The sequence below is a fragment of the Microbulbifer mixtoriginis (SeqCode) genome, assembly GCF_052468275.1.
On sequence record NZ_CP174341.1, the window covers coordinates 3157034 to 3175098 of the forward strand.

Below are 18065 nucleotides of genomic sequence, written 5' to 3' on the forward strand. Positions count from 1 at the left end.
CAAACCCTGTAGGTCCCCCCTCCATTCCAATAGCCGACTACTTGATCTTCTGTTAAAAAACTGGAGGGCGTGATCGGCTCACCTACCTCACCCCCTTATGACATTGCACCTCACTTTAAGCAGATAGGGGTCAATTCTCTTACTCTTTTGCGCCACTAGTAAGTTATCCATTGACCTAACTATTATTGCTTTTTATAGTTATCCAATCAGCTAACTATTAGTCGGTAGCCTGGGAACTGCCATTAAGCAAAGGGACTAGCATGAGCCAACAGTTATCGCACGACACCATATCCATCAGTAAAACAATCAAAGCACCAGCAGAACAGGTTTTTTCAGCCTGGGAAAACCCAAAAGCCCGATCAATATGGGGGGCACCTTCTAAGGATGAGGCAGTCGAGTTTATTGAAAACGACTTTCGCGTCGGAGGCCTTGACGTACATCGGTGCGGCCAAAAGAATGATCTGCAATTCCGGGTCGAAACACACTACTACGACATCAGTAAGCCGCATCTCCTGCTTTTTACCGAGCGTGTATATACCGACGACTCTTTATTGAGTGCCTCTTTGATCACCGTGGCGATTAGTCAAAATAAGCGCGCGACTGAACTCCAGGTGACGATACAGATCACCTCTCTGGTCGGTTTGGGAATGATCGACGGAACACGCAATGGATGGCAGTGTGCTCTTTCTAATCTTGCTGCTTACCTGGAAGCAACAAGGGTGGAAATCGAATAAAGCAGACCTGGTAGATCAGTTTAAACTGCTGATTTTTCCCTTGGTTCTCGGCAAAGGAAAGCGCCTCTTCGGTGCTGGTGTGATCCCTTTGGGGTTCCATGTACAGCAATCTACGACGACAGATAGTGGCACTATTTGCGTAACCTATATGCGGGATGGAAGTATCTCCACTGGAGACTCCTCGCTTCAACAAGGTTAGCGCCGGCAGCCCAATCGCAAGCTGGCATAATCGATAGGAGATTTTGAATGCTGGTTATGACGCTGATCAAAACTCACAGATAAATATGGAACGCCATAGTTGCTAAATTACGAGGGTTCAAAGGCAGGAGCCGTAGGGGAGGGGACATCAAAATCTAACTCCGGAAAAATGATAGTTTGATAGTGGCAGGGACTTTGCTCGTATGGGACAACCGGTTATAGCAATGATTTCAGATATCGCAGATTATTTTTCGAAAGGTTGTGGGCGTTGTGAACGCTTTGCAACGCCTGATTGCTCGACCCAGAAATGGAAATCCGGCCTTAATGAGTTGCGCCGGATATGCCAGAGCATGGATCTGGAAGAGCACGTAAAATGGGGGCAGCCTTGCTACACATTCGCCGGTCGAAATATTGTCATCCTTGGAGCGTTTCGAGAGAAATTCCTCATTAGCTTTATGGATGCGGCGTTATTGAAAGACACCAAAGGCTTACTTCAAAAGCGTGGTGAGAATACCCAACACCCACATATGATCCCCCTGAAATCCAACGACCAAGTGACAAAGCTCGAATCAGTTATACGAGCTTACATCGAGGAAGCGAAGGGATATGCCAAAGCCGGCATTAAGCCCCCAAAAGCAGAACGCGATATCAAGCTCCCAGATGAACTGGTTGAAGCCATGGATGCCGACCCCGAGCTTGCAGAAGCGTTTCATGCATTAACACCAGGGCGCCAGAGAGGCTATGCCTTCAACTTAAATTCAGCCAAGAAACCAGCTACACGGGTTTCGAGAATAGCCAAGTTCCGCAGCAAAATAATTTCAGGCAAAGGCGCTATGGAGCGATAAAAAAAGATGCATCGATGAACAACTCGCATCGACCTCGAGCGACCTTTGGAATAGCGCAGATTTGGCTAAGCAGTTCTAGACGATATTTATCATGCCGAGTGAGGTAACAGAACATCCTCCTCGGGAGGGTACCGAGACCGCCATTCATCACAAATACCAAAGGGGCAGGGGTCTTTATCAAACCTGAACCAGGGCGCAGTTACGATATGGAGCGCATTGCAGCAACCTTCAAAGCTGACGGTGAAGAGACCGCATACTGTCCAAAGCATAGGAGAATACATATGACTGAACTCGTAAACTGCCTGTGGTTTGACTATGGCGAAGCAAAGAAGGCGGCGGAATTCTACGCCGCAACTTTTCCAGATAGTCATGTAGATCGAGTTAATCAAGCGGTGACCGACTACCCTGGCGGTGAGGAAGGCAGTGAACTGACTGTCGAATTTACCGTACTCGGGCGCAAGTTTATTGGTCTGAATGGCGGTCCGAATTTCAGGCCAAATGAATCCGTTAGTTTCATGGTTGTCACCGAGAATCAGGAAGAAACCGACCGCTACTGGGAGGCGATCATCAGTAATGGTGGACAAGAAAGTGCCTGTGGTTGGTGCAAGGATCACTGGGGCCACTCGTGGCAAATTACACCAAGACAGCTTCTGGATCTGACAACGAACTCTGATCGTGACAAAGCGAAGCGTGCCTTTAAGGCGATGATGTCCATGAGTAAGATCGATATCGCCACGATAGAGGCAGCCGCCGAGGAAGTATGAGTTCATAGGGAAGTACTCTTCTCAACTTAACTCAAGATCTGGAGCTGATTATGGCTTTAATTCAGAACAGGAAAACTAAGGAGATCTCCGGAGTAGTCCGGCAGATCCTGTTACCGGAGGCCTGGAAGGATGAACTCGCTGAACTCCGCAAAGCAGAAAAGGAGCTGACCCGTGCCCACGACCGGCTGGCAGAAAAACGACGGTATTCGGGTTGGGTTAAGATCGAACAAAATTATGCCTTTGCGGGTCCAGGAGGCACTGCGACTCTGGCTGACTTATTCGATGACCATTCACAACTCATCGTTTACCACCATATGTTGAAGCCCGCTGATCCCAGCCCGTGCGAAGGCTGCTGCATGGTCGCCGATCAGATTCCTCATCTTGCCCATCTACATGCCCGAGACACCTCTCTCGTCTTTGTGTCAAAAGCGCCAATCGTTGAGATAGAGGCATTCCGGAAACGTATGGGTTGGGCAATCCCCTGGTATGAAACCAAGGACAGCTTCAACGCTGATTTCGATGTGGCTACCGGATTTGGCATCAACGTTTTCTATCGCGATGGAGAGGACCTCTATCGAACCTATTTCACTAACGGTCGAGGTGTCGAAACACTTGGCACGGTGTGGACTCTTTTGGATATCACACCGCTCGGCCGCCAGGAAAACTGGGAAGCGGCTCCCGACGGCACTCAGCAGACACAGCCATATCATTGGTGGCGGAGACACAACGAATATGGCTAATACGGGTGCCTGCCACACATCATCCAGCTACAAAGGGAAGAATTCATCTACTCAATCGCTTGTTTAGGAGAAACAGGATATGAGGCGTTTAGTTGTTTGGAATGTGATGACGTTGGACGGGTACTTTGAAGGCACTGCGCCCTGGGCGTTGGACCATCACGGAACAGTGTGGGGCGACGAGTTAGAAGCTTTCTCTCTTCAGCAGGGCGATGAAATCGGCACCTTGTTGTTTGGACGCTGCACCTATGAGGGGATGGCCAGTCATTGGAGGAATGAAACCGGGGCGGTTGCGGACATGATGAACTCACTTGAGAAAGCTGTCATCACGCGCACACTTGAAACCGCCGATTGGTCAAACACTCGTCTTTTAAAAGGTGAGGCCGTCGAACACGTTAGCACGCTGAAGAAGGAGACCGGGAAGAGAGATATCTTCGTTTTCGGAAGCGCAGACCTTGTGGCTACTCTGCTCGCAAGGGGCTTGGTGGATGAATACCGGATATGTCTTGCACCCATCGTACTTGGAGCAGGCTCACCTCCCTTCAAAGCTGACGCCATCCAGAAGAATTTCGAACTCATGCGGACGGACGCCCTTAAATCGGGGGGGTGATCCTTCGCTACAAGTGCTTGCAGAAAGGTGGAGAAGTATAACAAATCGCAAAGTTTCTATTTTCTTTAAGGGCATTAGGCCTTCACGGAAATCCGTGGAATTCCTATATTCCAGCAGTCATATGGATTGATTGATACAGTTCAAATAGCCATCTATCTTGTACCGGTGTAATCACCAATTTTTATACTGTCATGATAAGGCCTCAACCTTTTGGTTACCACTTGATTCGGATAGAAGGCGATACGAGCATTAATTACTTTGGCAAAGTTGAATACGGCTTTGTAAGTCCATGCAATGGTTGAAGTAGCTGGAGCGGACAATGGGGCGTCTTTACCTTAATATGAACCAGTTAAAAGAAGTGAAGAAGTATTCTGAAAAGTTGAAGTAATTCATCAATATATATTGGATAATATTATGGAATTTAATTTCCCAAATCGTGACGGTGTAGAATTAAAGGGTAAATTAGAAAATTCCACCGGGAACCCAAAGGCCTATGCAATTTTTGCACATTGTTTCACATGCTCAAAAGATATCATTGCTGCGAGCGCTATTAGCAAATCATTGACTAGCAAAGGAATATCAGTATTAAGATTTGATTTTACTGGGTTAGGTAACAGTGATGGAGATTTTTCCAATACTAACTTTTCATCTAATGTTGAAGACTTACTTAGTGCTTGCAATGAAATTAAAAACCGCTTTGAAGCGCCAAAATTGCTAATTGGGCATAGTTTTGGTGGTGCTGCCGTATTAAAAGCCGCTGGTATGCTAAAGACAGCTAAAGCTGTTGTTACTATAGCCGCTCCAAGTGATGTAAAACATATCCAACATATGTTTAAAGATGAGCTCGATAACATCAATAAAACAGGGCAGGCAAAAGTGGTGCTTGCTGGCCGAGAGTTTACTCTTAAAAAGCAGTTTATTGACGATATAAATGAAGCAGACATCTTGGTTAACCTTAAGGAATTAAGGAAAGCTTTACTAGTTATGCATTCACCACTAGACAGCACTGTTTCTATTGATCATGCTGCAAAAATATTTAGCGCTGCGCACCATCCAAAAAGTTTTATTTCCTTAGATAAAGCCGATCACTTGCTTATGAAGAAATCAGATGCTGAATATGTCGGCAATGTTATTGGAGCCTGGGCTCAAAGATATATTAGTTAATACGACATATAATAGAGAATAATGTTGGAGCTTAGAATCCAATAAAAATATGGACTCGTCTGTTAAGGATTAAGTTGTATAACTGAGCTTTACTGACTTCCAGGAACCTTTGGATCAAACAACATAGCCAGTACCAGATGGCCTTTGGATTGTTCCCTTATTACATTAAACATCCAGAAGCTTAATTAAGCTCATTTTTCAAAATAAACGATGAAAACCCTTGTTTTTGTAAGCATAGATATTCCGCAAGGAATCATCGCGTCAATCCATCGCAGCCGCTACTTACTCAAGAATGAGTTACTTTAGTTTGACTGCACTCTGAGTGAAATTTCGAAATTATATCGATTACGACGAGAAAGTAAGCAGTTACGGATAGAGAAGGAAATCTCAAAAAAGGCCGGTGTAGATTCAAAAGTACAGCATTATTAAGGTACAGCAAGGCAGCTTTCAAGTGAGATTGCTCTACCGGGTAATGCAGGTAATGCACTACAAGCAAAAATGTACGAGATGCCAGGGTCTGAGCACAGAAATTCGTTAGCTGTTACAACGATCAGCATCGCCGTAATCAATTCAATTTTGTTACAGCCAATCAGCGTCATCGAGGAGAGGATTACGTAATAACTCGTATTATTCTTTTCCACTCCGTTATATATATTATGCCTATCAAATTGGTACACTGGATTCACTACTCTCACTATCAGACATAACAAAAAAGGAAATTTTGATGTTGCATCTAAAAACTTTACCCAGCCAGGTCGGCAACTCTTGCGCCGCTCACTGCACCGAGATCGCAGTGTCAGGATACGACATCCGTGCACCAAGGCCACAGGCATTTGTGGAAGGGACTCTGTGGAACGCCGTCAAATGGCAGAATGCGGACCTACCTCCTATGCCAAACGGTGCTGACCATCCCTTAGTGGCGGCCAACAATAGTTCGCCGATGCGTGTGCGAAACTATGTGAATACCCAGTGCCCTGGGCGTACCGGTCGGATTTTATATGACGCGACTCAGAAAGACATGTGCCTTCAATTCGCGCAGGCGGCCAATAGAGTTGATTATAATGCGTTGTTTACAAATCTTATACAGCCAGCTAGTAATGGGGGAATGCCGAGGAACTTGCGTGCCGACACCTTTTACAATTGCGCTTTTATGATGTTTCGAGGCCCTTCCCCTGGGTCTGCTCATGAAATGGGTTTCCATAATATCCTGGTTGCCAAGGATGGGTCCACAGTCAAATATTATAACCCGAATGAAACTCAACCAGTTTGGAGGGCTGATGTTGGATGGCGAACGTTGCGTCATCAAAACGCTGGAAGGCATAGTTACGTTTGGAGTGGTATTGCAATCGAAATCACCTAGCAGTTAATCTTTGATGATGCGATCATTAGTATGGATCATGGGGTTTATCCTTGGTTTTGCTTTTAGCTTTAGGCACTTTCATCAAAACCGGTAAACCCTTCTTATCCAAGACGATTTGTCAGATTTGGTCTGATTTAGTCCACATCTTTACACCTTCCTCCAGCTTACTCGCTCCATTATTTGTTAAGAAATACTAAATTCCTGCTAGAACTGAATGTAAGTTACTCATGCCAGCCACTACTAATAGATCGATAAAATAAATTCGATTGTATCCGTTTTCGCAACATTGTTTCTCTATTCGAACTGATTATTGAGTCAATGTGATGTAATAGGATAGATCCCAAGTTTTGGACATTAACCCAACGCTTCAGGAGCTTGAAATGAAAGCAAAACTTATTTTACCAATGATTCTATTAAACATGCTTGGCGGAGTAGGGTCCGGCATCATGATCTATATATCTGGTGGCGATCCGGTTTGGGTCGGCGCACTTTTAGCGACCTTGCCTTTACCATTTTTCTTGATGGTCCTAACAAATGTGTTCAGCATTTCAAGAACGTCAGAAAGATTACCAGTTATTCAAGCCGTTAACTTTATAGGAGTTGCATTGGTTGCTTATTCAACTTATTCGAACCAGGCTCCAATGTCCTTGTCTCTATACATTCCTATTGCAGCTGCTGCTCTGGGCTTCCTATCCCTTCACTGGTATATCTGGTCATTCTCCGTCTACAACCGTAAAAAGAGCAAAGCCATATCAAAAGGCCAAAAACTGCCTGAAATGAACTTTAATCGATTAGATAAATCGGGTGTGTCTTCCACCTCTTTTGACGAATCTAAAACACTATTAGTGTTCTTTAGAGCCAACTGGTGCCCATTTTGTATGAACCAGTTAAAAGAAGTGAAGAAATATGCTGAGACACTTAAGCAATATGATGTGAAGGTGAAGTTTATCTCTAACCAAGGCTACGACAACTCAAGGAAGTTAGCCGACAAGCTTGATCTGCCTGGTCATTTTGAAATTCTTCAAGATGACAACCTAATGGGTGCTAAAGCTCTAGGCATTGAAGATATTGGCGGTTCCCCTGCAGGAATGCCTGGATACCCTAAGGATACCGTTATGGCCACGGTGATAGCACTGGATGAAGGTGGCAAAGTTCTATTCGGAGACGAGACCGACAATTATCGCAGACGCCCAAATCCTACGACTTTCCTGCATGTTTTCGCGGGCTCAGCACCACAGCTAGAAAAGGACAAACCAACCTTTAAGAGCATTGCTTAGCGAAAGCCCTAAACTTAGCAACCAGAAGGTTTTCGTCAGCCAATCTCCCCCTTTCTAGAATTAGAGAGGGGGTTCTCTTGATGAAATTATTCTGCGATTTCGCCTGACACCCTAAATCCTAATCCAGCACGCTTTGTAGAAAATCGATAAAAACTCTCGTTTTCGCAGGCATCGCTCTACCACTGGGAATCAGTGCACTAACCGGTGGACCGGGTACTACTTTCTCAGGAAACAACTCAATAACTTCGCCAGTCTGAATAGAAGAACCGAGAGCAGTATCATATACCTGAGCAATACCCATACCAGCGACTACTGCATCTATCAGTGTTCGCCCATCTCTAAAAATTGCCAGCGGGGAAGGGGAAAACTCAGTAATTGAGTCATCATTTTCTCGAAATGACCAGGCTCTTACTTTTCCTGTAGGCGCTCTGAAAACAAGAGCATCATGCTCTCTTAACTCCTCCAAATTCTTAGGTTTACCTTTCTGCGAAAGATATTCAGGCGAAGCACACAAGATACGTCTAGATCCACATAATGTTTTTGCGATAAAAGAACTATCTTCTAGTTCGCCAATTCTAACAACGACATCCCATTCTCCTTTAATAGCGTCCTCCAGGCTATCTGAAAGAGAGACCTCGACCGTAACCTTGGGGTGCAACTGCGTGAACCCCTTTAAAGCACTGACAATATTTCGGCCTATTCCTATTGGCAAATTGATACGCAATCGTCCGGCAGGCTCATCCTTCCTGGCATGCAGCAAAAGCCTGGCCTCATTGATTGTTTCTAACGCATGTTTTGCGGCATCCAGAAATATTTTGCCTTCTTCTGTCAGCCTGATACTTCGAGTGGTTCTGTTGAATAGCTTAAGACCCAATTCCTCCTCAAGCTTCTTAACTGCCTTACCAGCGCCTGATTTGGTTGAGTTCAATGATGCCGCTGCCTTTGTAAAGCTTCCGTGTTCGGCTACGGCAATAAATACGACTATTTCGTTCAAATGGGCTTGTTGAAACACAGATTGTGTCCCTAATGGATACAATGAGTTTCAAAATAGCATGTTTATAGCGCAAATCAAAGTAACTAATCTTCCCAATAGTGGTTTGGCGTAAGTACCTGCATAGAGGCCAATTGGAGAGTTAAGCACGTCGCCTCTTGGCCCATCGAAGGCTTACCCAAAGCTCGCGCTTCCAAACTTTAAACCATTAGAGGAATAGGTTATGTCTCTTCAAGACAAACTAGATGCTTTCAAAGAAGTATTTAAGCAACAGGCCCCGGAAGGAGCATTTGAAGCCTTTGCCAGATCATCCAAGGAATTGGCTGCTAGTGGCCAAGTTGAGCGTTCGATTAAAGTAGGGGAGAAAGTCCCATACTTTACATTGCCAGATTCAGAAGGTAACGACGTTGCCCTGGAAGAACTCCTTACCAAAGGGCCCGTTATTCTAACGTTCTATCGAGGCGTGTGGTGCCCTTACTGCAATATTGAGCTGCAAGCGTTAGAAGAAGTTGCTGCAGAGATCAAAGCGCGTGGCGCAACGCTGGCTGCTATTTCCATGCAAGGGCCCGCTGAAAGCCGCAAATCTCAGAGAGATAACAAGTTAAGCTTCCCAATTCTGACTGATCAAAGTGGAAAGCTTGCTGAAAAATTTGGTATCCGCTGGACATTACAACCTTATGTAATTGAGTTCCACAAGGTGTTCAAAGTCGAACTCCCGACCATCCATCGTGACGGCGCGTGGAACTTACCTATGCCTGCAAGATATGTCATAGATACCGATGGAACAATCGCATATGCGGAGGTGAATCCTGACTATACGCGTCGCCCCGAACCCAGCGACTTATTTCCCGTACTTGAAAAGCTGAGTCAGTCTACAACTGCATAGTATGTAAACAACTCCACCTCTTTAGCGCTGACTAGCGCCAAAGAGGTGCGAGCACTCAATGTAAATCGATATCGAGCACCGTAAAACCCAACTTATATGGTAAGACTCATGGTCAATTTTACACGTTACACAATTGAAACAGCACCAGAAGCCTCTAAGCAAACTCTAGAAGCCGCTAAAAAGAAAATGGGATTTGTACCCAATCTAATGGCAACCATGGCCGAATCACCTGTAATGGTAGAGAGCTATCTAACACTTATGGGATTATTTGATAACTCTCGCTTGAGCGAAACGGAGCGAGAGATAATCCTGATGACAAACAGCCGCCTTAACGGTTGCACCTACTGCATGGCTGCGCATACCGCAGTTTGCAAAATGGCCGGTGTAGATGAAAATGTAATCAAGGCGCTGCGTAGCGGCAAAACACTCGATGACCCTAAACTCGAAGCGCTCCGAGCATTCAGTGTCATTATCAATGAGAAACGTGGATGGGCTACAGAAGAAGAGGTTGAGGCGTTTCTTGCAGCAGGTTATACGAAAGAGACGATTCTAGAGGTGATAGTTGGAACCAGCCTAAAAGTACTCTCGAATTACTCTACCCACAATCTGAATGTCAGTCTCGATGATGCGTTTTTGCCAATGGCTTGGAGTAAGGATATGGATTCGAATGGTTGAGCGCAAAAGCAAATAAAAAACATGTATCCGATTCAAGCGTCTAATAAAGACTGGGCCTTGGGAAGAGGGCGCCTGTCCAGATCATAAAAGTGACGATAAGAACCCCACTGATTCACCAAAGTAATGAGGCCCATATAGCCACTATGGGCCTCTACTACAAATACAGCCTTCTTTTGGCTTATCGTAATTACTCCATTTCGCTACGAATAATACCGGGTGTTTTGGCTTGTCCTCGCACTCGGTCAGGATGATCGCGCTCGTTAAAGCGCCTCAAGCCTTCGGACAGCTCTGCTTTGGATTCAGAGTCGCTGAATAATCGGTTAAAGCACTCAGCCTCAATTCGTAGACCTTCATCAAGATCCTTTCCATAACCACGAATGGCGGCTTCTTTATCAGAGTGAATCGCTGGCTGGGGAAGGGTAGAGATATATTGTGCTAACTCAACGGCACGATCTAATGCGGCTCCCTTTGGCACCACTTCGTTGGCTAACCCAATGCGATAAGCTTCTTCAGCATTAATAACTTTTCCCGTGATGATTAACTCCAGCGCTCGCCCCATACCAACAATACGCGGCAAACGCTGAGTACCACCATCGGCTAAGCCGATATTCCAACGACGACAAGTCATTCCAAAGGATGCGTGTTCTTCTACAATCCGCATATCGGCAAAACATGCCCACTCAAAGCCACCCGCATATGCAATTCCGTTCACAGCCGCAATGATAGGCTTATAGATATCGGTCCAGCGGGATGGACCTATAATCCCTGGAGCTTCACCTCGATTATGCCGGGCAATATCAGCGGGTTCTACAGGGCATAAAACAGCCTCGTCAGGATCGGGGTGGTTGGTGGGTTCGGTTGCAGCAAGATTGCTTTTTAAATCACCCCCTGCACAAAATGCAGAATCGCCAGCGCCGGTGATTACCGCAACTTTAGCTCCGTCATCGGTACGAAAACGATCGAATGCATCCACCAGCTCGCGATGAGCGCGTGTTCCAATGCAGTTCTTAACCTCTGGACGGTTAAAAGTAACGATGGTTACAGGGCCATTTTGCTCATATTTAATATGATGATATTCCATGTCATAAGACCTTTATCATGTGGCGTTGAAGTAATATTTAAAATCTACCCTTGATACATCAAATAAGAATTTAATCCAGGTGCCGATTAATATTTTATCAACATATACCGCAATAAATTAGTACAAATGAACCTTGGTTGCTGACTGGTTTTTAACCACTATTTCCTGATCTTCATCAATTGTATCAGGCAAAATAGAGGCGCATAATGGCGCTTGGACTCCACCACGGACCAAGGCGAAATGATACACAAACGGCACAGCAACAGCGGTTTTTCAACCCCTCAATCCAACCAACTCTTTCACTCCGCGGAAGCGCCAGTGGTAGCCTTTCCGATTCAGTCCGTACTCATTGAATGGGATTACACAGCGGTCAATCAGGTAGTAGGACTGAAAAGCCCTGGTAGTAGCGACCTCCATGCGGCTTGCATTGATATGGCTCATTAAATGAACTGCCACTGCGGCTAGTATTTGATCGAACCCCGGTAGCGGTATAACAATAAGTTTTTAGCAAGATATTCTGAAAGAAAAGTTCTGACATGAATTCTACGAATACGGATGAACCAATGGCATCTGGGCCCGCCGTTCAGTTAAAGATAGATCACTTATCCACCTTCTCATTGGCCGCACAACAAAATGCGTATCCAATATTCAGGTCAATTAGCTTGTACGCGCCAACCGCGCCCGAAGAGCCAGTGGAAAATGCACCAATCGCACTATTAAAGAACTTGGTTGTCACGCTACGTTCGGATCCCGAAATCTTCGCGCCAGAAGAATGGTCTATCGATGAAATTCGACCAGGACAAGCGATCTCGCTTCAAAAACGCCCGCTCAACGTGCCGCATGATTTGTTGTTTAATTTAACAGAAGAAATGAAGGTTTCCGTTTCACTTTCAGTCAATTTACGAGACAACACTGATGAGGCCTTAACGACTTCTAGATTTACCATTGAGGTTCTTCCGGCTAACTTTTGGGGCGGGGAGAGTAGACAGCCAGACCTGTTGGCTGCCTTCGTGAAACCCAACGGGCTATATGTTGAATCTTTATTACGGCAAGTCGCGGAAATGCTGGAAAACGGTGGACACGGAAGAGGCATTGATGGCTACCAATCTAATACTCGTGAAAAGCCCTACATGATGGCTGCCGCATTGTGGAACGTTATATTCGCTCAACGAATTGCCTACGTTACACCACCGCAGGGCTTTGCTAGGCACGGACAACGTATACGGCTAGCCGCTGACATCAGCGCCTCTAAAATTGCGGCCTGCCTTGACACATCGCTGCTTTTTGCCAGCTGCCTAGAAGCGATGGGCCTAAATCCGGTAGTAGCGATAACGAAAAATCACGCATTCGTTGGTGTCTGGCTGATCGATGAGCATTTTCCTGTTTTAACCAATGATGATCCCATGGATCTACGTAAACGTATTGATGCACGCGATCTAGTACTTTTTGAAAGCACGCTTGTCACTAATGATTCGCCTGTGACCTTTGAGCAGTCTAAGGAGCACGCACGGAACCTAGTCAGCGAGGACAAAGAGGTCGACTTCGTCTATTTGATTGATATTAAACAGGCTCGTGCGAGAAAGATTAAGCCAATTTCCACCATTGAAGAACAGCCGGAGGAAAAGCCCTCCGACTCAGATACAGCGTTAAGCTTACCGATTATTCCGCCGCTTCCTCCAGTCAGAGCGGATGAACAAGTTATCGATGAAACACCTGATACACGTATTGATACTTGGCAAAGGAAGCTGCTTGATCTAACAAAACGCAATTCATTGTTGTCATTAAAAGACCGCTCTGTGGCAATAAAGCTCTACTGTCCTGATATCGGTGCAATGGAGGATAGTCTCGCTGACGGCGCGTCGTTCAAATTCCTATCTTCAGAAGAAAGTCCTCTCAATGACAGGGAGCGCAGTGGAGAGACCTTTCGTCTACAGGCTGGGTCCGACATTCATCGGGAATACGCTTTAGAGCAGCTCAACAAGCATGTTCTCCTTGCCAACATGTCCAAGAAGAAACTCGAGCAAAATGCAGTCAATCTTCTTCGGAAGGCTAAGAATGATCTAGAGGAGGGCGGGTCTAACACGCTATATCTGGCGTTGGGCATGCTGCGCTGGAAAGAGAATCCGAAGGATGATCGTTCATACCGAGCCCCCTTAATCCTGATCCCGGCAGAACTTACACGTAGCAGTGCGAGAGCACCCGTCAAAATTCGTCAGTTACCTGATGAAAGCCCGATCTTTAATATGACGCTCATTGAGTTTCTGAACACTGAGCACAATATAGACCTGAATCAGTTCAGAGAATCTATGCCTGAAGATGAGTCCGGTGTAGATGTGGCTCTTGTCTGGAACACAGTACGTGCAGCGATTGCTGAACAACCTGGGTTTGAAGTTGTCGAAGAGCTGGTGCTTGCGTCGTTTTCCTTTGCGAAATATCTAATGTGGATGGATCTGAAAGATCGCCTCGATGACTTGAAAGATAACCCTTTTGTTAAACACCTCGTTGACCATCCCCAGGATGCCTATGTTCAGGACGCTAGCTTCGTTCTAAGGGATGAAGTTGATGAGAAGGTCGATCCCGAAAAGGTATTCACACCCCTCAACTGCGACAGCTCCCAATTAGTTGCGGTAGAGGCCTCTGGTAGACCCCAAGATTTCGTGCTTGAAGGCCCTCCTGGCACAGGTAAATCGGAAACCATTGCAAATATCATTTGCCACAATCTTGCACTCGGTAGAAAGGTACTATTTGTCGCCGAGAAAATGGCGGCCCTAAACGTTGTTTATCGGCGCATGGAAAAGGTTGGACTCGACCATTTGTGCCTCGAGCTACACAGTAATAAAGCCAATAAAAAAGCCGTGTTGGAACAGCTGAGGATGGCTACCGATAAACGCGATGAGTCGCAGAGCGCCGGATGGGTTGATTCCGTTCGAGCACTCAAAGAGAAACGAGATAAACTCAATGGTTTTGTAAAGGTACTTCACAAAAAATCGATATATGGCATCTCTGCTCGTGATGCGATTGCTAGAGATGTGCGTTACAAAGACAAACATTCACTAAGTATTAATTGGCCCCTTGGATTCGACAGTGCACCAGTTAACAGCCAAGAAAAGCTAGATGATATGCTGGCTGCAGTTAAAGAGTCTGCATTGGCGTATAACGATATATCCCGCTTGGATCCTACACCGTTTCGTATAATCCGCGCAAAAAGCTGGTCTAACGCGTGGCAAAACCAGGTTTTGGACTGTTTAAACCGATATCAAACGTCGCTCAACGAAGTCTACCGTTCTGCAGCGACTCTTGTATCCAGCTTCAACCTCAAACTGCCGGAAAACACACCGCACAATCTTGTTCGTGCCAATCAGCTAGCAAACCTCGTTGAGATAGCTGAATCAAACTCCCTCAGCTATATCGTTAAACGAGGCGTGAAAGAATCGTTAGACGATCTAGAAGAATTAAGCAGAGCTAAAGCCTCATTTGATAAAGCCCTCGAGACTATAGAGTATAAGGCTACAGCAGAAATGCTAGCTAAAAGCCCTGTATCCGAATGGGTGGAAATGTACGAGGAAGCCAAAGAGAGTTGGTTTAAGCGGGTCTTGGTCAAATTCAAGATAAACGAGGCAGTGAAAAAGCTCGGATACTCGAAATTCAGCGACCTTGACGTCCTTCCTGATCTGGGAAAAGCTGCTGCACTTCAGGAGGACATAAACTCCCTTAAAGGCCAGTTCGAATCTGACAACATCTGGCATGGCTGGGAGACCAGCTCTGAAAGTCTTCAACAGTCAGCATCAATAGGAAAATCAGCGTATCACGCTCTGGTCGACGCAGTAGCGCTAACCGACGATCCTGCCGTCTTGCTTACTGCGATTAAGTCAAGGCTAGTTGATGGACGTGATTTTCTCGAAAGCTCTAAAATTTCAAAACAGAAACATGAGTTTAAACAGTACTGGTCAACCTACAATGCAATAGCTGAAGAAGCTGAAAAACTAGAGCTTTCGTTTGATGAAAACGCCACGTTAGAAGAGGTAACATCAGCCATTGAGCAGCTGCTCACTGGAGCAGTCAAATTCAAGGCGTGGAGTGAATGGCTTTCTGCGAAAGAAGAACTGTCACGTTACAAGCTCGAAAACCTCACCAAAGATCTAGAAGCCAGAACTATTCTGTCGGACGATGCTGAAGATCAAGCTCTCACGGCATTTTGTCGCTGGTTGGCGCCACAGCTGATCGATCAGAGTGAAGAGTTGCGGCAGTTTAAGGCCTCTACACATGAGCAATTGATTGATGAATTCCGAAAGCTCGACGAAGAAGTTTCCATAACAACCAGTGACTATGTGGCAGCGATCGCAGCAAAGGCGATTCCGGATCCATTTGCCAAAAGTAGCCCTAAAGAACTTGGGCTATTGGCCAGGGAGCTGCAGAAAAAAACACGCCATAAGCCAGTACGCTCATTATTCAATGAAATGGGTGGGCGATTACTGGACCTATGCCCCTGTATGATGATGTCACCATTGTCAGTTGCCCAATTTTTACCCTCAGATTTTAACGGTTTTGATTTGGTCGTTTTTGATGAAGCATCGCAGATGACTACGTGGGATTCAGTAGGGGCAATTGCCCGAGGGAAAAATGTGATTGTGGTCGGTGACCCTAAACAAATGCCGCCAACCAGCTTCTTTAGTGGGGCAGTGAATGTAGATGACCCAGATGAAGAAGACCTTGAATCTATTCTGGATCAGGCTCTAGCCGCACGACTGCCTCATTTGAGACTGAAGGGACACTATAGAAGCCGGCACGAAACACTTATTGCCTTCTCCAACAGTAAGTACTACGAGAACTCGCTAGTTACATATCCATCGTCCGACACCAAGCAGTCTGCAGTTACACTACATCGTGTAAATGGCGTTTATTCAAAAGGTAAAGGAAGGAACAATCCTATTGAAGCGGCAGCAGTCGTTGATGAAATCGTTCGACGTTTGACCAATCCTGCAAACACCTCCCAGACTATCGGCGTCGTAACTCTGAATACCGAGCAACAGCGAACAGTAGAAGATTTACTGGATGATGCCCGTAGAAAACATCCCCACATAGAACCATATTTTCAGTCTACTGATACTTATGATGGAGTTTTTGTTAAGAATCTGGAGTCCGTGCAGGGGGATGAACGTGACATTATTATCCTCAGCCTGGGCTACGGACCGACCGAAGCACATGGCCGAACGATGAGTATGAACTTTGGGCCATTGAATAAGTCCGGTGGCGAACGCCGTTTAAATGTAGCGATCACAAGGGCTACCAGTGAAGTACTGATATTCTCGAGTTTTGACTCTTCAATGATTGATCTTAGCCGTACGTCGGCATTGGCAGTTGAACATCTAAAACACTATTTAGAATTTGCTGAGAAGGGACCTATTGCTCTAGCAGAGCAAGCGACCGCAGATTATGGGGTAGACCAGTTCGATAGCGATTTTGAGCAGTCTGTAGCCTGGGCACTACGAGATAAGGGGTGGAGGGTTCAAACTCAGATTGGAGTTAGTAAGTTCAGAATTGATTTGGGAATAATACATCCAGACCATCCAGGTGTTTATTTGGCAGGCGTTGAGTGTGATGGAGCAACGTATCACGGCTCTCCTTCAGCAAGAGATCGTGATCGAGTCCGTCACGCTATTCTCGAGAACCTTGGGTGGCGATTAGTAAGACTGTGGTCTACAGACTATTTTCAAGATCCAGAAGAGGCGATCGATAAAATTGATCGCAGGTTAAATGAAATACTAGAAGAGGACAGAAGGTCAGCCCCAGGCGACGAGCAGATTAGCCCAGCTAACAATGAACCTGAGGATGATATTTTGACAGAAGAGGCTGAGCGTGCAGAAGAGACGATATCATCCGACGAATATAGCCATTTGCGCTACTTCGACGATGACCACAAGGAAACACTTGTGGGTATAGCAAAATCAATTCTATCCCAGAAAAATGGTATTACACTTCATGAATTGGCACTTGATATTGCCAACCTGCATGGCCTATCAAGGACAAGTAAAAAACAGCTTAAGCACATATTTGAATTGCTCACCCCCTGGGCAGGAATTAAAAGAGATAACATTCATAAGCCCGTAGTTTGGCTATCACCGAATGACATCGTCGATGAAATCCCATGGCGAGGGCTCGCACCTTGGGAAGAGGAGAGGGACTGGGCAGAAATACCTCATCCTGAAGCCTTGGGACTTGCTCGATTGGCCATTGAAAAATCGCCAACAAATCCTGTCGAATACATATGCAATGAATTCCGATTGAAACGCCGACACTTTAAGACGCTACAGCAGTTTCAAGCATGGGTTGACGAGGTTACTGAAGAATTAACTGTGAACTAGCTGAACGCGTTCATGAGACTTTCTTATGACTCAGGCAATGGAGCTGGAATCTTGGTAGATAACCCGGCTCCGTTTGATGTGCACCTAACAATATTCGCTAACGAAGTTCAGCCGCTCCGCGACTTCCTTGCGAGCATAAACACCGACCTGGTTAACCTAAAAACCAGGGACCTAAAACAGACGGAAAGCATCATGGGAGCACTTCAGGAAATCATCGGCGAGCTAGACCAGATACAAGTTCGGCCAGAGCATCTCAATCAGGCGTTTCCACAGGAGGGACAGACGTGGTTATCGGAAATAGCCGTCAAGAAAAAACTTCAAACCTAGGCCCTGTAAGGGCTCCCACTATTTCCGATATTTGTGAATATCGGATATTTTATA

14 protein-coding genes are annotated in these 18065 nt (G+C 45.8%); 11 read left to right on the plus strand and 3 right to left on the minus strand.

Annotated features, from left to right (window positions below):
• The first annotated feature begins 260 nt into the window (after positions 1-260).
• The 7 genes from ACJJIC_RS13750 (at position 261) to ACJJIC_RS13780 (ending at position 7689) form a co-directional block, all read left to right on the plus strand.
• Positions 261-734: an SRPBCC family protein gene (locus ACJJIC_RS13750; protein ID WP_445357186.1), complete on the plus strand. Its 474-nt coding sequence runs from the start codon at positions 261-263 to the stop codon at positions 732-734.
• Between the two features lie 401 nt (positions 735-1135).
• Positions 1136-1777: a YdeI/OmpD-associated family protein gene (locus ACJJIC_RS13755; RefSeq protein WP_444909577.1), complete on the plus strand. Its 642-nt coding sequence runs from the start codon at positions 1136-1138 to the stop codon at positions 1775-1777.
• Between the two features lie 281 nt (positions 1778-2058).
• A complete protein-coding gene (locus ACJJIC_RS13760; protein WP_444909576.1) occupies positions 2059-2541 on the plus strand; it encodes a VOC family protein in 483 nt (160 codons plus the stop codon).
• A 50-nt stretch (positions 2542-2591) separates the two neighbouring features.
• Positions 2592-3281: a DUF899 domain-containing protein gene (locus ACJJIC_RS13765; RefSeq protein ID WP_444909575.1), complete on the plus strand. Its 690-nt coding sequence runs from the start codon at positions 2592-2594 to the stop codon at positions 3279-3281.
• A 79-nt stretch (positions 3282-3360) separates the two neighbouring features.
• Entirely contained in the window at positions 3361-3888 is a 528-nt protein-coding gene (locus tag ACJJIC_RS13770) for a dihydrofolate reductase family protein (RefSeq protein ID WP_445357187.1), read from the plus strand.
• Positions 3889-4302: 414 nt separating this feature from the next.
• Complete coding sequence (locus ACJJIC_RS13775; protein ID WP_444890279.1) at positions 4303-5052, plus strand: alpha/beta hydrolase family protein; 750 nt, start codon at positions 4303-4305, stop codon at positions 5050-5052.
• Positions 5053-6792: 1740 nt separating this feature from the next.
• Positions 6793-7689 carry a TlpA family protein disulfide reductase gene (locus ACJJIC_RS13780; protein ID WP_444909573.1) on the plus strand — a complete coding sequence of 299 codons (897 nt, stop codon included), beginning with the start codon at positions 6793-6795 and terminating at the stop codon, positions 7687-7689.
• Positions 7690-7807: 118 nt separating this feature from the next.
• On the opposite strand, the gene ACJJIC_RS13785 is transcribed toward ACJJIC_RS13780, so the two are convergent.
• Positions 7808-8701 carry a LysR family transcriptional regulator gene (locus ACJJIC_RS13785; protein ID WP_444886208.1) on the minus strand — a complete coding sequence of 298 codons (894 nt, stop codon included), beginning with the start codon at positions 8699-8701 and terminating at the stop codon, positions 7808-7810.
• Positions 8702-8903: 202 nt separating this feature from the next.
• On the opposite strand from ACJJIC_RS13785, the gene ACJJIC_RS13790 reads away from it, so the two are divergent.
• Both ACJJIC_RS13790 and ACJJIC_RS13795 read left to right on the plus strand, forming a co-directional pair.
• Complete coding sequence (locus ACJJIC_RS13790; RefSeq protein WP_444890278.1) at positions 8904-9566, plus strand: peroxiredoxin-like family protein; 663 nt, start codon at positions 8904-8906, stop codon at positions 9564-9566.
• Positions 9567-9674: 108 nt separating this feature from the next.
• Positions 9675-10241: a carboxymuconolactone decarboxylase family protein gene (locus tag ACJJIC_RS13795; RefSeq protein ID WP_444890277.1), complete on the plus strand. Its 567-nt coding sequence runs from the start codon at positions 9675-9677 to the stop codon at positions 10239-10241.
• Positions 10242-10428: 187 nt separating this feature from the next.
• Here ACJJIC_RS13795 and ACJJIC_RS13800 read toward each other — a convergent pair whose 3' ends face one another.
• Both ACJJIC_RS13800 and ACJJIC_RS13805 read right to left on the minus strand, forming a co-directional pair.
• Positions 10429-11322 carry an enoyl-CoA hydratase-related protein gene (locus tag ACJJIC_RS13800; protein WP_444909572.1) on the minus strand — a complete coding sequence of 298 codons (894 nt, stop codon included), beginning with the start codon at positions 11320-11322 and terminating at the stop codon, positions 10429-10431.
• A gap of 273 nt (positions 11323-11595) precedes the next feature.
• Positions 11596-11763 carry a hypothetical protein gene (locus ACJJIC_RS13805; protein ID WP_444909571.1) on the minus strand — a complete coding sequence of 56 codons (168 nt, stop codon included), beginning with the start codon at positions 11761-11763 and terminating at the stop codon, positions 11596-11598.
• A 122-nt stretch (positions 11764-11885) separates the two neighbouring features.
• Here ACJJIC_RS13805 and proA point away from each other — a divergent pair, with 122 nt between their 5' ends.
• Positions 11886-17684: an anti-phage protein ProA gene (gene proA, locus ACJJIC_RS13810; RefSeq protein ID WP_445359692.1), complete on the plus strand. Its 5799-nt coding sequence runs from the start codon at positions 11886-11888 to the stop codon at positions 17682-17684.
• A 51-nt stretch (positions 17685-17735) separates the two neighbouring features.
• On the plus strand, positions 17736-18011 hold the full coding sequence (locus tag ACJJIC_RS13815; RefSeq protein ID WP_444909567.1) for a hypothetical protein: 276 nt from the start codon (positions 17736-17738) through the stop codon (positions 18009-18011).
• Positions 18012-18065: the final 54 nt, after the last annotated feature.

What these genes read in the sequence shown, in the direction of transcription:
- ACJJIC_RS13750 (WP_445357186.1), top strand. Translation starts at nt 261, where the DNA reads ATGAGCCAACAGTTATCGCACGACACCATATCCATCAGTAAAACAATC.
- ACJJIC_RS13755 (WP_444909577.1), top strand. Translation starts at nt 1,136, where the DNA reads ATGGGACAACCGGTTATAGCAATGATTTCAGATATCGCAGATTATTTT.
- ACJJIC_RS13760 (WP_444909576.1), top strand. Translation starts at nt 2,059, where the DNA reads ATGACTGAACTCGTAAACTGCCTGTGGTTTGACTATGGCGAAGCAAAG.
- ACJJIC_RS13765 (WP_444909575.1), top strand. Translation starts at nt 2,592, where the DNA reads ATGGCTTTAATTCAGAACAGGAAAACTAAGGAGATCTCCGGAGTAGTC.
- ACJJIC_RS13770 (WP_445357187.1), top strand. Translation starts at nt 3,361, where the DNA reads ATGAGGCGTTTAGTTGTTTGGAATGTGATGACGTTGGACGGGTACTTT.
- ACJJIC_RS13775 (WP_444890279.1), top strand. Translation starts at nt 4,303, where the DNA reads ATGGAATTTAATTTCCCAAATCGTGACGGTGTAGAATTAAAGGGTAAA.
- ACJJIC_RS13780 (WP_444909573.1), top strand. Translation starts at nt 6,793, where the DNA reads ATGAAAGCAAAACTTATTTTACCAATGATTCTATTAAACATGCTTGGC.
- ACJJIC_RS13790 (WP_444890278.1), top strand. Translation starts at nt 8,904, where the DNA reads ATGTCTCTTCAAGACAAACTAGATGCTTTCAAAGAAGTATTTAAGCAA.
- ACJJIC_RS13795 (WP_444890277.1), top strand. Translation starts at nt 9,675, where the DNA reads ATGGTCAATTTTACACGTTACACAATTGAAACAGCACCAGAAGCCTCT.
- ACJJIC_RS13800 (WP_444909572.1), bottom strand. Translation starts at nt 11,322, where the DNA reads ATGGAATATCATCATATTAAATATGAGCAAAATGGCCCTGTAACCATC.
- ACJJIC_RS13805 (WP_444909571.1), bottom strand. Translation starts at nt 11,763, where the DNA reads ATGAGCCATATCAATGCAAGCCGCATGGAGGTCGCTACTACCAGGGCT.
- proA (WP_445359692.1), top strand. Translation starts at nt 11,886, where the DNA reads ATGGCATCTGGGCCCGCCGTTCAGTTAAAGATAGATCACTTATCCACC.